Below are 14316 nucleotides of genomic sequence, written 5' to 3'. Positions count from 1 at the left end.
CGTGGATGGCGCTACAGGAATCGCATCGAGTCGTATTTCAGCGCGCGCAGCCGGTGCAGCATCTCGGAGCGGGTCACGCCTTCGACCGCCGGCAGGCGTTCCAGCAGGAAGGCCGTCAGTTCGGTCTGCGAGCGGAAGAAAGCCGCGACCATCAGGTCGTAGCGGCCGGTCATCAAGGCGACGTAGCGGACCTCGTCGAGAGCCGCGAGCTGGCGGGCCACGTCCTCGATGCGGCCATAGGCGCAGTTGACGAGGATGATGACATCCCAGTCCAGGCCCATCCGGCGCATGTCGACGAACGCACGGACATCGACGATTCCGGCCTCGCGCAGCCGCTGGATGCGCTTGCGCACGGTGCCTTCGGTGACGCCGATCTGCCGGGCCAGATGCGTGTTGGCCTGCCGGCCGTCGCGGCGCAGGGCGGCGATGATCTGCTCATCCACTGCATCGAGCACGACAGGCATGCCGTCGGACCCGCGCCGGCGGCGGCGCGGCGCGTCGTCCTGCGTCGGTTCCGCCGGCCTGGGTGTCGCCGGTTTCGGTGTCGGGCGTGGTGATCGTCCCATGCGTGCCTCGAAGACCTGATTTCCGGCCTCTCCGACTATCGTCGTGAAAGAGCGATATGACGACGAGAATCGTTCGTTGGCCCGGTTATAGAGTTGACTCTCGGAAATGGCCAGCCCTAACGTGCGGCCATGCGCCGGGGCGCCATGCCTGCCCCGGAGACCCGAACGAACAGGAGGAACGGATGGCGCTCGGCCGCTATGCCAGCGATCTGGAGGCCGGGGACGACCTCGGCAGCTTCGAATATGTCGTCACACCCTTCGTCGTTCGCGAATATACACACTCCGTCGAACTGCATCAGGCGGCATTCCAGGAGGAGGGAGCCTGGCCCGCGCCGCTGGTCCACATCGACAAGCTGCGCTTCTTCAAGCGCGCCTGCCCGGGCGGCGCAGGCCCCACGGCGCGCATCCATTACGAATTTCGTAGCGTATGGTGCGGCGCGATCCGCACCGGCGACCGCATCACCGCTTCCGCGAAGGTCGTGGAGCGCGCAACGCGGAAGGGACGTGACCACATCGTGATCGAGATCGAGCTGCGGTCTTCCGAGGACGGGCGCCTGTTCGTGCGCTACCGCGACACCGCCATCCTGTCGTACCGGCAGGCGGAGCAGGCGGCATGAGCGCGCCCTCCTTTGCGCCGGGCGCGGAGTTCCGCGCGCCGTTCCGGGCGATGACGCGCGAGCGGATGCGCTGGTACTGCGACGCGCTGGACACCGCCGTGGAAAACGACGGGGTGTTCCGCATCGCCGGGCCGACCATCCACAACGACGACGAATTCGCGAAGGCGCAAGGCCTGAGCGCGATCATCGCCGACGGCATGATCTCCACGAACTGGATCTACGGGTTCATGCTCGACACGTTCGGGTCGGCGGTTCTCGAACGCGGCGAGCTCGCGACGAAATACATCCGCCCGGTCTACGAGGACCAGCGGGTGCGCCCCTGCCTGCGGGTCGCCGCCGCCGACGACGCGGGCGACAGCACGGTCCGCTACGGCCTCGAGGTCTGGTGCGAGGACGATGCCGGCGCGGTGCTGACGGTGGGCACGGCCGCCGTCTACCTGCCCGGGCCGCAGGCCGCCTGATGCGCCTGCAGGGGCGCCGCGCCGTCGTCACCGGCGCCGCGAGCGGGCTCGGCGAAGCGACCATCCGGCGCTTTCATGCCGAAGGCGCGCGCGTCGTGGTGGCCGACCTCGACGGCGCGCGGGCGGAGGCGGTCGCGCGGTCGCTGGATGCCGAGGGGCGGACCGCGGCGAGCCTGGCCTGCGACATCACCGATCCGCGCCAATGCGACGACATGGTGGTGGCGGCGGAAGCGATCCTCGGCGGGCCGATCGACATCTTCCACGCCAACGCGGGCATGGCGTTCAGCGGAGGCCTGCTGGATGCGGAAGATGCGCGCATCGAGCGCGCCATCGCCGTCAACCTCACCGGCACCGTCTTTTCCGCCCGCGCCGCGCTGCGCAGCCTGGTGCGGGGCGGCGGCGTGCTGTTGTTCACGAGCTCCCTGCAGGGCGTCACGGCGCGGCCGGAGCGCAGCGTCTACACGGCGACCAAGCATGCGGTGACCGGCCTGGTGAAGAGCCTGTCGCTGGAGTTCGGGCCGCAGGGCGTGCGCGTGAACGCGCTGGCGCCGGTCGGCATCGACACGCCGCTGTTGCGCCTGCAACTGGCGCGCAGCAGCGCCGATCCCGACGCCGCCATCGCCACCATGGCCGCCGGCCTGCCGTTGCGCCGGATGCCCACGCAACGCGACTTCGCCGACGCGGCGCTGTTCCTGGCCTCCGACGAGGCCCGCTGCATCACCGGTCAGACCCTGGTGATCGATTGCGGCGCGTCCGCCGGCATCATGCCGGCGGCGGGGGCGGCGCGATGAGCCTGCTCGCCGGGATGCTGGTGGCGGATTTCACGCGGGTGTTCTCCGGCCCGGCGGCAACGCAGCTGCTCGCCGACTACGGCGCCGACGTCGTCAAGATCGAGGACCCGCGCGCCGGCGACGACGCGCGGGTGTTCGGCCTGGGCGACAACAGCGCGCATCCGGCCGGCGGCGCCAGCGCCTCGTTCGTGGCGCTGAACCGCAACAAGCGCAGCCTCGGCCTCGACCTGAAGAGCGATGCCGGGCGGGCGGTGGCGCTGCGGATCTGCGCGCGCGCCGACGTGCTGGTGCATAATTTCCGCCCCGGCGTGATCGAGCGCCTGGGCTTCGGCTACGACGCGCTGAGCGCGGCCAATCCCGGGCTCGTCTATTGCGAGATCTCCGGCTACGGGCGGCAGGGGCCGCTTGCGGCGCGCGGGGCGAACGACATCGCGCTGCAGGCGCATTCGGGCCTGATGAGCATCACCGGCGAGGCCGGCGGCGCCCCCGTGCGTTGCGGCAGCGCGGTGGTCGACCTGCATTGCGGCATGAGCGCGGTCGCCGGCATTTTCGCGGCGCTGCTGCACCGCGAGCGCACCGGCAAGGGCCAGCGCGTCGAAACCTCGCTGCTGGCGGCCGGCGCCAACCTGATGACGTATTTCTATCAGGAATACTGGCTGGACGGCACGGTGCCGCGCGCGATGGGCTCGGCCAACGCGCTGACGGTGCCGAACCAGGCGTTTCCGACAGCGGACGGGGCGGCGATCATCATCGGCAGCAACGACGAGATGTGGCTGCGCTGCGCCCGCACGCTGGACGCGGCGGCGCTCGATCAGCCGGAATTCCGCAGCGTGGAAGGCCGCCGCGCCAACCGTGTCCGCCTGGTCGAGCTGCTGAGCGGCATCACCCGCCGCCACAGCACCGACGCGTTGGTGGCGATGCTCGACGCGGCGAAGGTGGTGGCGGCGCCGGTGCGCGATGTCGGCCGCGCCGCCGAGGACCCGCAGCTGCACGCGATCGGCCAGGTGACGGAATACGAGGCCGAGGGCCGCACGCTGAAATCCGTGGCCCCGCCGTTCCGGCTGGGGGCAGCGCCGCCGGTGCCGCCACGCGGGCCGCCGGCGCTGGCGGCCGATACCGATCCGGTGCTGCGCCAGTTCGGTTACGCGCCCGACGAGATCGCCGCCCTGCGCGCCGCCGGTGCCTTCGGCTAACGCGCGGGCCAAACGCGGGGTGGCGCCGCCCCCCGGTTGACACCCCGGCCATTCCCGGGCGCGATGCGCGTCCTGCCAGCCGAAAGGACATCCGCGATGGACGCGCCCAACACCATCGAGCTTCCCACCACCCGCATGATCGCCCGCATCGACGGGCCGATCGGGTGGATGATCTTCAACAACCAGGAGCGCCGCAACGCGGTGTCGCTGGACATGTGGGAGGCGATGCCGCTGATCCTCGATCGCTTCGAGCAGGATCCGGCGGTGCGCGTGATCGTGCTGCGCGGCGCCGGCGAGAAGGCGTTCGTCTCCGGCGCCGACATCAGCCAGTTCGAACAGCAGCGCTCCTCCCCCGAGACCGTCGCGCATTACGAGAGCGTGGCCGAGAAGGCGAGCAAGCGGCTGTCGGGGACCAGCAAGCCGACCATCGCGATGATCCAGGGCTTCTGCATCGGCGGCGGCGTGGGCATCGCCGTCGGCTGCGACCTGCGCATCGCCGGCCAGGGCGCGAAATTCGGCGTGCCCGCCAGCCGCCTGGGCCTGGGCTATGGCCCGGCGGGGGTGAAGAAGCTGATGGACCTGGTGGGGCCCGCCCATGTGAAGGAGATCTTCTACACTTCCCGGCATTTCAACGCCGCCGAGGCGCTCGCCATGGGGCTGGTGAACCGGGTGCTGCCGGAGGCGGTGCTGGAGGCCTATGTGCGTGCCTACGGCGACATGATCGCCGAGAACGCGCCGCTGACGATGCAGGCCTTGAAACGCACCGTCGAGGAATTGCTGCGCACGTCCCCCGATGCCGATCTGGCGCTGTGCGAGCGGCTGGTCCAGGGTTGTTTCGACAGCGAGGATTATGTCGAAGGCCGGCGCGCCTTCATGGAAAAGCGCCGGCCGGTGTTCAAGGGACGCTGATCGGCGCCAGCAAACGGGCCGGAACGGGGGAGACGGATGACAGCGAAGATCGTGCTGGTGCCGCTGGGTCAGGCGGACGTGGAGATTTCGCGCGGCATGGCGCCGAACGGATATGACCTGGTGGTGACCCAGCCGGGAACCCCCGAATTCCGCGCGGCCCTTGCCGACATGAAATACCTCGTCGGCCTGGGCGACGCGTCGATGGACGACGCGTTCTACCGCGCCGCCCCGAATCTCAAACTGGTCCAGCTGCTCAGCGCCGGCTACGACCGTTGCGATGTCGAGGCGGCGCGGCGCGCCGGCGTGCCGATCGCCAACAATGGCGGCGCCAACGCGGTGGCGGTGGCCGAGCACGCGCTGATGCTGATGCTGGCAGTGTCGCGCCGGCTGATCTGGCAGCACGGCAACGTGGCCGGCGGGCGCTGGCGCGGCAACGACTGGAACGAGAAGCACCTGTACGAGCTGCACGGCAAGACGCTGGGCATCGTCGGCCTTGGCACCATCGGCAAGAAGGTGGCGCGCCTCGGCCGCGCCTTCGGCATGGACGTGCAGTACTACGACATCGCCCGCCTGCCGGAAGACGCCGAGGACGCGCTGGGGGCGCGCTTCCGCTTGCTGCGCGAGGTGCTGAAAACGTCGGATGTGGTTAGCCTGCACGTGCCGCTGACGGCGGCGACGCGGCACATGATCGGCGCGGCGGAACTCGCCCTGATGCAGCCGTCGGCCATCCTGATCAACACCTGCCGGGGCCCGGTGGTGGACGAGGCGGCGCTGCACGCGGCCCTCGCCGGCGGCGGCATCGCCGCGGCCGGGCTCGACGTGTTCGAGCAGGAGCCGCCGCGCCCCGACAATCCGCTGTTCGGGCTGGAGAACGTGATCCTGACCGCGCATCTGGCCGGCCCCACCTGGGAGAATCGCTTCAAGCGCTTCCGCAATGCGTTCGACAACGTGCAGCGGGTGGAGCGGGGCGAGACGCCGTTGTGGGTGATCCCGGAGCTGCGGGCGTAGGCGCCGCCTACAGGGCGAGAGTGCCGTTCAGCGACTCGAACCAGTCGGTCATGCCCAGGGCGGCGTAGCGGGACTGGGCCTCGTGCCGGTGTTCTTCCCGGTCCGGCGCGCCGCAGGCGGCGAGCGCGGCGTGGCAATGCGCGACCTCGGCCGCCATCCGCAGCGACCGCGCGAGGCGCAGCGCGTCGGCGAGGACGTCGCTCCCCGCGTCCTCGCGGCCCGCCGCCATGGCGAGCGCGATGCCGCGCGCCCGCAGCGCCGGGACGCGAAAGCCGTGGAAGCCGAAACGTTCGGCCAGCTCCACCGCCTCGTCGGCGAAGCGCAGCGCGAGGTCGGGCTCGCCCAGCCGCACCCCGGTCAGGGCGAGGCCGGTGGCGGCGCTGATCTGGAACATCGTGCGGTTGGAATCGCGCGCCATGCGGTGCGCGGTCGACAGCATCGCCGAGGCGGCGTCCAGGTCGGCGCGAAGCAGCAGCGCGTGCCCCAGCCCGGCCAGCAGCGGCGGGTTGAGCTGCGCGATCCCGCCCGCCTCCGAGCGGGCCAGCCCGTCGCGGAACGCGGCCTCGGCGGCTTCCAGGTCGCGGCGCTGCAGCAGGGTGAAGGCCGTGGTGGCCATGGCGAAGACGCCGTCATAAGGCTGGCGGCCGGGCTCCTCGGCCAGGCGCCGCGCCTGCGCCGCGTTCGCCAGCGCCTGCGGGAAGTCGCCGAGAAAGGAGAGGGTCATCGCCCGCGTGCCGTAGCTCATCACGTCGATGGTGCCGGCCGATTTCGGGCGTGCCGCGGTGGGCATCCCGGCCAGGATGCTCAGGTTCTCGCCCAGCATCTCCGCCGCCTCGGGCAGCCGGCCCATGTTGAAGTAGGACTGGCCGAGATAGAAGGTGGAGAACAGCGTCAGCGTCGCGTTGCCCGACTCGAGCGCCAGCGCCCGGGTGTGCCGGCCGAGGGTGGCCGCCTCGTCCAGCCGGCCCAGGATGTTCATCACATGCACCCGAAGGCCCAGGATGCGGGTCTGGATGCCGCGCTCGTCCAGGCGGCGGGCCAGGGGCTCGGCCTCGTCCAGGCAGGCGCTCATGCGCGGGTAGTTGCCGGCCTGCGCGTGCAGCAATTGCAGGCCCATCAGGATATCCAGCCGCTGGCGCGCCGTCGCGTCGTCGTCCTCCAGCGTGTGCGAGATGTCGAGCGCGCGGGTGAGGTAGGACCCGGCGAGCTGGTAGGCGGCGCGATCGACGGCCTGGCGGGCGGCGCGGTGCAGGTACAGCACCGCCTTGGGCCAGAGCTGGGCCAGGATCGAATGGGCGCAGAGATCGTCGAGGTTGCGCTCGTCGGCATCGTCGCCTTCCAGGATGTCGACGATGCGGGCGTGATGCGCCCGTCGGCGCGCGGCCAGGATGGTGCGATAGGCCACGTCGCGGGTCAGCGCGTGCTTGAAGCTGAATTGCGGGTCGGGGAACTTCCGGCTTTCGTACATCAGCTGCTCGGATTGCAGCTGCTGCAGCTGGGCATGCAGCTCGTCGGGCGTGACGCCCGCGAGGTGCGCCGCCAGCCGCACCGGCACGTCCACGCCGATCACCGCGCAAAGCTGGATCAGGCGGCGCAGCGGCCTGGGCAGGCGGGCGAGGCGGTCGGCGATCAGCGCCTCCACCCGATCGGGAATGTCGAACGGCGCGCGATCGTCCAGTGCCGGCATCGCGGCGCCTTCGCGCGGCGGCGCGACCAGGGGCGCCACTTCCTCCAGGAACAGCGGGTTGCCGCCGGCCTTGCGCAGGATGGTGGCGGCCAGCGCCGCGTTGCCGGCGATCTTCTCGTCGATGCTGGCCAGCAGCCGGGCCGCGTCTTCGTCCGGCAACGGCCCCAGCGGCAGCGCCAGGGTGGCCGCCGGCGGCACGGTGGCCAGGCGCACCGGCGTGCGGCTGGCGATGACCACCAGCACGTCGCGGCCGGCGAGGGACTGCAAGGCGCTGTCCAGCAGGTCGCGGGTGGCGGCGTCGAAGCTGTCGATGTCCTCGCACACCAGCACGCTGCGCCGGCCGCCGGCCAGCGCCGCGAGCAGGGCGGCGACGGTGGCGCCGAAGTCGATCCTGGCGATCTCGCTGAGGTTGGCGATGTCGGGGCCGGGGCCGCCCAGGCCGAGGATGCGCTCCAGCAGGCCGCGGTCGACGGGATCGGGCGCGGCGAGGGCAGCGAGCCCGCGGTCCAGCTTCTGCCGCGCCTCGGCGACCGGGTCGGTGCTGCGGATGTCCAGCCAGCCGCGCAGCCAGGTGGCCACCGGGTGGAACGGCACGAAGCGGCGGTGGTAGTCGCCGACCAGCGTGACGACATGGCAGTCCCGGGCCGCCTCGCTGCTGGTGAACTCGTGCAGCAGGCGCGACTTGCCCAGGCCCGGGCCGCCCACCAGCTGCACCAGCCGCAGCCCCTCGCCGCCAAGCGCCTGGTGCAGGGCGGCGAATTCGTGCACCCGGTCGACGAAGGCGGCGAGCCCGCTGGCCGCGCGCACGCCCCAGCGGTTGGCGGTGCGGTCGGCCTCCAGCAGCAGGTAGCGCTCGATCGGCGTGTCGACGCCCTTCACCGCGATAGGGTCGAGCGGGGCCGCCTTGACGAAGCCCTCGGCCAGGCGGAAGGCGGCGCCGCTGAGGCAGATGGTGCCGGGCTCGGCCACCTGCTCCAGCCGGGCGGCGATATGGACGGCGATGCCGACCGCATCCTGGCTCCAGCCGCCGCCGATCCGCATCGGGCGGAACACCACGTCGCCGACATGGATGCCTACCCGCACGCGCACGCCGCCGCTGCCGTGTGCCGCCGCCCCGCCGGGAGCCAGCGCGTCGCGGATGGCCAGCGCGGCGAGGCAGGCGCGCACGCCGTGATCCTCAGACGCCGAGGGCGCGCCGAAGATCGCCATGATGCCGTCGCCGCGGCTGCTGACCACGCCGTCGAACCGCTCGGCGGCGTCGATCATGGTGCGCAGGGCGGGGTCGATGAGGCTGGCGGCGTCCTCGGGGTCGAGGTTCTGGATCAGCGCCGTCGAGCCCTCGATATCGGCGAACATCACGCTCACCCGGCGCAGCTCGGGCTCCGCGTCATCGTTCGGGGGCGGCGTCACGCCAGTCGCGGACACGGCATCGACTCCTGGGCGCCGATCCGGCACGTCGGCGGAATGAAAGCGCCATCATGCGCTCAACGATCGGAATCGCAGAAGGGCCGAATCGCACGCGCGCCGTGCCGGCAGGGCAACGATCCCCGCGCCGGCGCGCCATGCCGGCCCGCAACGGCGCTCAGTCGACGCGGGTCAGGACAACGGAAACCAGCTTCTCCGACGTGGTGACGCGGATCGCCTCGGCGTGGCCGGACGCGATGGCGAAGCTGAGCGGCACCTTGTTGTCCACCGAATGCCGGAACGCCAGCGCCAGGATGGCCTTGTTGAGGTCCGGGATGGGCAGCCGGCTGCGATAGGTGGCGAGCTCCAGGCCGGGCGGGAACTCGAACAGCCCGAGCGCATGGACGATGTCGAAGGCGTCGGCATCCCGGCCCAGCCGGGCCGCCGTGGCGGAGGTGGCGGCGATATTGCTGGCTTGGAACGCGTCGTTGATGCGGCTGACGAGTTGGTGCCGCTCGAATCCAACACCCATGCAATCCCTCGTGCGCGCACGTCCCGAGTTGATGGCAGACGGGCCATCGCAGGACGTGCGAACATGGTCCGGCCCACTGCGTGAATTGACCCGGACCATACAAGCGATCACGACGCCCGCACAACGATCCATATTGTAACGCCGGCACCAGCTTGACCCAGGTCAACGCATAATTGCTGCCGCTGGTGCAGCATTACGAAATTGTTGCAGGAGGTTTGCCCATGAAGGCCGCCGATATCATGACCCGCGACGTGGTGACTGTGACCCCGGACACGCCGGTGCCCGAGATCGCGCGCCTGATGCTGGGCAAGCGCATCAGCGCCGTGCCGGTGGTGGAGGGCGGCGTGCCGGTGGGAATCGTCAGCGAAGGCGACCTGCTGCGCCGGGCCGAAACCGGCACCGAGCCCCATACCCCGCGCTGGCTGGAGCTGTTCCTGTCGCGCGACAGCCTGGCCGCCGAATATGTCCGCACCCATGGCCGTGCCGCGCGCGACGTGATGTCGGCGCCGGTGGTCACGGTCGAGGAAACCGCCCCGATCGCCGAGATCGCCGAGCTGATGGACTGGCGGCGCATCAAGCGCGTGCCGGTGCTGGGCCAGGACGGAAGGATGGTGGGCATCATCAGCCGCGCCAACCTGCTGCAAGGGCTGGCGAGCCGCGCCGCCCAGCCGGCCTGCACGGCCGACGACATGCGCATCCGCGACGCGCTGCTGGCCGAGCTGCGCAGCCAGGGCTGGGCCGGAGTGCCGGACGAAGGCAACGTCATCGTCGAGGACGGCGTGGTGCATCTGTGGGGCATCGTGCGCCAGCCGAATGTGCGCCGGGCGATGGTGGTGGCGGCGCAGGCGATCCCCGGGGTGAAGGCGGTGGAGGACCATCTGGACCGCCGGCGCGATGCCGATGCACTGACCTGGCCGAACTGGCCGCAGCCGGCCCCCCCGTAACCCCGCTTGCGTCCCGGTCGCGCCCGGTGCGATGACGGCGGGCGGGAGCGATGCCGCCGCAGCGCCGGAGCCGATCGGGATGTCCGCTGAACAGCGCCACGACCATGGCCACGACCACGATCATGCCCCGCATGGGCATGACCACCACCATCATCATGCTCCGGCCGATTTCACCGCCGCCTTCGCCATCGGCGCCGCGCTGAACATCGGCTTCGTCGCCGCCGAAACGGTCTACGGCGTGACCGCCAACTCGGTCGCCCTGCTGGCCGATGCCGCGCACAACCTGGGCGATGTGCTGGGCCTGCTGCTGGCGTGGGGGGCGGCCTGGCTGGCCCGCCGGCGGCCGTCGCGCCGGCGCACCTATGGCTGGGGCCGCAGCACCATCCTGGCGGCGCTCGGCAATGCCGCCGTGCTGATGGTCAGCATCGGCGCCATCGGGGTCGAGGCGCTGCGCCGCTTCATGGAGCCCGAGCCCGTCGCCGGCATCACCGTCATGGTGGTGGCCGGCATCGGCGTCGCCATCAACGGCGTCACCGCCTGGCTGTTCAGCCGCGGCCACGACGACCTGAACATCCGCGCCACCTTCCTGCACATGGTCGCCGACGCCGCGGTGTCGGCCGGCGTGGTGGTGTCGGCGGCGCTGATCATGCTGACGGGCTGGCTGTGGCTCGATCCGCTGACCAGTATCCTGATCGTGGTGACGATCGCCATCGGCACCTGGAGCCTGCTGCGCGAATCGCTGAACCTGGCGGTGGACGGCGTGCCCATCGGCATTCCGCATCTCGACGTCGAGGCCACATTGCGCGCATTGCCCGGCGTGGTGGAGGTGCACGACCTGCACATCTGGGGCCTGTCCACCACCGAGACGGCGCTGACCGCGCATCTGGTGCGGACGGATTCGGCCGACGACCAGGTGCTGATCGACCGTGCCTGCCGGACGCTGAGCGAGCGCTACCGCATCCGCCATGCCACCTTGCAGGTGGAAACCGAAACCGCCGCGGTCACCTGCCGGCTGCGGCCCGACCATGTGATATGAGGCCGACATGACCCGCGCTGAAAACGAACTGCCCGAGAGCGAGCTGGCCGACATCGTCGCCTGGCGGCGGCACCTGCATGCCAACCCGGAGACAGGCTTCAACGAGCACAGAACCGCGGCCTTCGTCGCCGAGCGTCTGGCCGCGTTCGGGCTGGAGGTCACCACCGGCGTCGGCGGCACCGGCGTGGTCGGCACGCTGCGCAACGGCGGCGGCAACCGCGCGATCGGCCTGCGCGCCGACATGGACGCGCTGCTGATCGCCGAGAACGCGCCCGACCGCCCGCACCGCAGCCGCACCCCGGGCCAGATGCACGCCTGCGGCCATGACGGCCACACTGCCGGCCTGCTCGGCGCCGCCCGCGCGCTCGCCGCCGCGCGCGACTTCGACGGCACCATCCACTTCATCTTCCAGCCGGCCGAGGAGCACGGCCGCGGCATGCAGGCCATGCTGGACGATGGCCTGCTGCAGCGCTTCCCCATGGACGAAGCCTACGGCATCCACAACGCCCCCGGCGCGCCGGTGGGCCATTTCGCCACCCGCGCCGGCCCGATCATGGCGGCCGAGGACAATTTCGAGATCACCGTCACCGGCCGCGGCGTCCACGCCGCCCGCCCGCATGCCGGCATCGACCCCATCCTGGCCGGCAGCGCCGTCGTGATGGCGCTGCAGCAGGTGGTGTCGCGGCGGATCGACCCGGTGGACCCGGCCGTGGTCTCCGTCACCGAGTTCATCACCGACGGCACCCGCAACGTCATCCCCACCAAGGTGTGCATCCGCGGCGACACCCGCAGCTACCGCCCCGACATCAGCGCCATGATCGAGGCCGAGATCCGCCGCATCGCCGAAGCCACCGCCGCCGCCCACGGCGCCACCGCCAGCGTCACCTACACACGCGAGTTCGTACCGACCCTCAACACCGAAGGCCCCACCGAAGCGGCCTTGCGCGCCGCCCGCGCCGCCTGCCCCACGGCGCAGGACAACTGCGCCCAGTTCATGGGCTCCGAGGACTTCGCCCGGCTGCTCGCGCATGTGCCCGGCAATTTCTCGTTCATCGGCAACGGCACCGCCTGCGCGCCGCTGCACAATCCCGCCTACGACTTCAACGACGCCGCGCTGCCGGTGGTGGTCGCCTATTTCCGCGCGCTCGCCCGCGACCGCCTGCCGAAAGACGCCGCATGAGGCTGCTGTTCTGGCGCCGCCGGCGCATTCCCGTGCTGGTACTGCACGGCATCCTGGCCACGCGCGGCGGCGCGCTGAACCTGGACGGCTACGCCCGCCTGATCGACCGCGCCTTCGCCGCCGGCAAGGACGGACACGTCATCCTGGACATCAACAGCCCCGGCGGCTCGCCGGTGCAGTCCGACCTACTCGCCGCCCGCATCCGCCGCGCCGCCGAGGAGAACAACGCCCGCGTCCTCGCCGTGATCGGCGATGTTGGCGCCTCCGGCGGCTATTGGCTCGCCTGCGCCGCCGACGAGATCCTGGCCAACCCCATGAGCGTGGTCGGCTCCATCGGCGTCGTCGGCGGCGGCTTCGGGTTCGAGGACGCCATCACCCGCCTGGGCGTGCGCCGGCGCCTCTACACCGCCGGCGAGAACAAGGCCCGTCTCGATCCGTTCAGCCCCGAACGCCCGCAGGACATCGATTTCGTCCGCACCCTGATGGACGACATCCACGCCCGCTTCAAGGACTGGGTGCGAACCCGCCGCGCCGGCAAGCTCACCGCCGACGAAGCCAGCCTCTTCGACGGCAGCTTCATGCTCGGCAGTCGCGCCAAGGACACCGGCCTGATCGACCGCTTCGGCGACATCGACTCCCTGGTCCGCGAAATCGGCGGCAAGAAAGCCCGCCCCCAAACCTTCCGCCCCCGCCGCCGCTCCCTGCTGGCGCGCCTGCCGCGAACCCTGGTGGAGGCCGCCCTGGACGTGGCCGAGGAACGCCAGGGGGTTCGGGCGCGGGTGTGAAGGCAAGGCGGGGGCTCCGCCCCTCGACCCCGCTAAGGGCGGAGCCCTTAGAACCCCAGACATAAGTGGCTTGAAGAAGAGGGCCTGAGGTACGGTCGGAAGCCGCTCCTCAGGCCCTCTTCTTCAAGCCACTTAAAGTAGCGGGATCCAAGGGGCCTCTGCCCCTTGGCGGGTCCAGGGGCAGCGCCCCTGGCCTTCCTTCTCAATCCAGCGCCGACCCCGCGGTGTTTCCTTGGCCGCGCCCGGGCGACCACACCGGGTCGGGGGTGCGCCACAGGGTGGGGTCGTGCATGGCGTCGGCCAGGGCGGCGGCCATGGTGTTCAGCATTTTCTCACCTTTTTCGGCGGTGGCCGGGCGTGGGTCGCCTTTGGTTCCGGTGACGGGGGCGCGTTCAGAGAAGCTCCAGAAGCGGCTGAAGCCTGGGCGGCCGGGGATGGCGGGCGGGGCCTGGCGGACGGCTTCTTCCAGCTTGTCGGTGCGCACGGTGTCCGGGGTCATGGCCAGCATGACCGAGGTTTCCGCTTCGCAGGCGTGTTGCGGGCCGGTGCCGGTTTCCATCAGGGCCAGGATTTCGTCGGCGACGATGTACCAGGGCGTGGTGGCGACCACGGGCAGGCCGAACTCGTGGGCCAGCTCGCGGGCGGCGACGGCGAGCGGCTCGACGTTGCCGCCATGGCCGTTGACGATCAGCAGCCGGGCGAAGCCGATGGCGCGCAGCGAGCGGACGACGCCGGTCAGCACGGCGCGGAACTCGTTGAAATTCAGGCTGATGGTGCCGCCGAACGGCAAATGGTGCTCGCTCATGCCGGTCCACATGCCCGGCAGCACCAGCACGGGGGTGTCGGCGGCGGCGAGGCGGGCGGCGCGGATGGCGATTTCCCAGGCGGTGCGGGTGTCGGTGATCACCGGCAGATGCGGGCCGTGCTGCTCCAGCGAGCCCACGGGAAGTACGGCCAGCGCGTTGCCGCGGGCGGCGACGGCGCGGATATCCGGGCCCGTCAGGCGGGTCCAGTCGATTTCAGGCGTCATGGCGTGTCCGCTCGGGCCTTCCTGGTTGTGCTTATGGTTGGCCGTTCCCGCCGAAGCCGAGGAAGCCGGCCTGCGGGATCGGCGTGCCGGGGTCGCCGGCGACGAATTGCTGCCGGCGGGCCGGCGCGACCGCGGCCGGGGCGGCCGGGCGCGCGGCGGGGCGCGGCGCCGCG

14 protein-coding genes are annotated in these 14316 nt (G+C 71.2%); 10 read left to right on the top strand and 4 right to left on the bottom strand.

Annotated features, from left to right (window positions below; all coding sequences use genetic code 11):
* Positions 1-11: 11 nt before the first annotated feature.
* The gene (locus tag OL599_RS21860; RefSeq protein WP_264716150.1) at positions 12-464 is read right to left on the bottom strand and encodes an Lrp/AsnC family transcriptional regulator; all 453 of its coding nucleotides are present in this window, start codon (positions 462-464) and stop codon (positions 12-14) included.
* Between the two features lie 284 nt (positions 465-748).
* On the opposite strand from OL599_RS21860, the gene OL599_RS21855 reads away from it, so the two are divergent.
* The 6 genes from OL599_RS21855 to OL599_RS21830 all read left to right on the top strand — a co-directional run bounded on the left by OL599_RS21855 (position 749) and on the right by OL599_RS21830 (position 5545).
* Positions 749-1183 carry a hypothetical protein gene (locus OL599_RS21855; RefSeq protein ID WP_264716149.1) on the top strand — a complete coding sequence of 145 codons (435 nt, stop codon included), beginning with the start codon at positions 749-751 and terminating at the stop codon, positions 1181-1183.
* Positions 1180-1644 carry a MaoC family dehydratase gene (locus OL599_RS21850; protein ID WP_264716148.1) on the top strand — a complete coding sequence of 155 codons (465 nt, stop codon included), beginning with the start codon at positions 1180-1182 and terminating at the stop codon, positions 1642-1644. The genes OL599_RS21855 and OL599_RS21850 overlap by 4 nt, the downstream gene beginning before the upstream one ends.
* Positions 1644-2435, top strand: coding sequence for an SDR family NAD(P)-dependent oxidoreductase (locus OL599_RS21845; RefSeq protein ID WP_264716147.1), 792 nt, complete (start codon positions 1644-1646; stop codon positions 2433-2435). Before OL599_RS21850 ends, OL599_RS21845 begins: the two co-directional genes overlap by 1 nt.
* Positions 2432-3628 carry a CaiB/BaiF CoA transferase family protein gene (locus OL599_RS21840; protein ID WP_264716146.1) on the top strand — a complete coding sequence of 399 codons (1197 nt, stop codon included), beginning with the start codon at positions 2432-2434 and terminating at the stop codon, positions 3626-3628. Before OL599_RS21845 ends, OL599_RS21840 begins: the two co-directional genes overlap by 4 nt.
* Positions 3629-3724: 96 nt before the next feature.
* Positions 3725-4537 carry an enoyl-CoA hydratase gene (locus OL599_RS21835; protein ID WP_264716145.1) on the top strand — a complete coding sequence of 271 codons (813 nt, stop codon included), beginning with the start codon at positions 3725-3727 and terminating at the stop codon, positions 4535-4537.
* Between the two features lie 36 nt (positions 4538-4573).
* Positions 4574-5545 (top strand): 2-hydroxyacid dehydrogenase, encoded by a 972-nt coding sequence (locus OL599_RS21830; protein ID WP_264716144.1) that lies wholly within the window; start codon positions 4574-4576, stop codon positions 5543-5545.
* Between the two features lie 7 nt (positions 5546-5552).
* Here OL599_RS21830 and OL599_RS21825 read toward each other — a convergent pair whose 3' ends face one another.
* Both OL599_RS21825 and OL599_RS21820 read right to left on the bottom strand, forming a co-directional pair.
* Positions 5553-8657 carry an ATP-binding protein gene (locus tag OL599_RS21825; RefSeq protein ID WP_264716143.1) on the bottom strand — a complete coding sequence of 1035 codons (3105 nt, stop codon included), beginning with the start codon at positions 8655-8657 and terminating at the stop codon, positions 5553-5555.
* A gap of 157 nt (positions 8658-8814) precedes the next feature.
* Positions 8815-9168 (bottom strand): hypothetical protein, encoded by a 354-nt coding sequence (locus OL599_RS21820; protein ID WP_264716142.1) that lies wholly within the window; start codon positions 9166-9168, stop codon positions 8815-8817.
* 221 nt (positions 9169-9389) lie between these two features.
* Here OL599_RS21820 and OL599_RS21815 point away from each other — a divergent pair, with 221 nt between their 5' ends.
* The 4 genes from OL599_RS21815 (at position 9390) to OL599_RS21800 (ending at position 13113) form a co-directional block, all read left to right on the top strand.
* Positions 9390-10112: a CBS domain-containing protein gene (locus OL599_RS21815; protein ID WP_264716141.1), complete on the top strand. Its 723-nt coding sequence runs from the start codon at positions 9390-9392 to the stop codon at positions 10110-10112.
* Positions 10113-10191: 79 nt separating this feature from the next.
* Complete coding sequence (locus OL599_RS21810) at positions 10192-11148, top strand: cation diffusion facilitator family transporter (protein WP_264716140.1); 957 nt, start codon at positions 10192-10194, stop codon at positions 11146-11148.
* A gap of 7 nt (positions 11149-11155) precedes the next feature.
* Positions 11156-12328, top strand: a complete 1173-nt coding sequence (locus tag OL599_RS21805) for an amidohydrolase (protein WP_264716139.1) — start codon at positions 11156-11158, stop codon at positions 12326-12328.
* Positions 12325-13113, top strand: coding sequence for a S49 family peptidase (locus tag OL599_RS21800; protein ID WP_264716138.1), 789 nt, complete (start codon positions 12325-12327; stop codon positions 13111-13113). The genes OL599_RS21805 and OL599_RS21800 overlap by 4 nt, the downstream gene beginning before the upstream one ends.
* A 202-nt stretch (positions 13114-13315) precedes the next feature.
* Here OL599_RS21800 and OL599_RS21795 read toward each other — a convergent pair whose 3' ends face one another.
* The gene (locus tag OL599_RS21795) at positions 13316-14143 is read right to left on the bottom strand and encodes a creatininase family protein (RefSeq protein ID WP_264716137.1); all 828 of its coding nucleotides are present in this window, start codon (positions 14141-14143) and stop codon (positions 13316-13318) included.
* Positions 14144-14316 lie beyond the last annotated feature (173 nt).

This window comes from Limobrevibacterium gyesilva (genome assembly GCF_025989185.1).
GTDB lineage: Bacteria > Pseudomonadota > Alphaproteobacteria > Acetobacterales > Acetobacteraceae > Limobrevibacterium > Limobrevibacterium gyesilva.
This window is presented reverse-complemented; position numbering and strand designations above follow the sequence as displayed.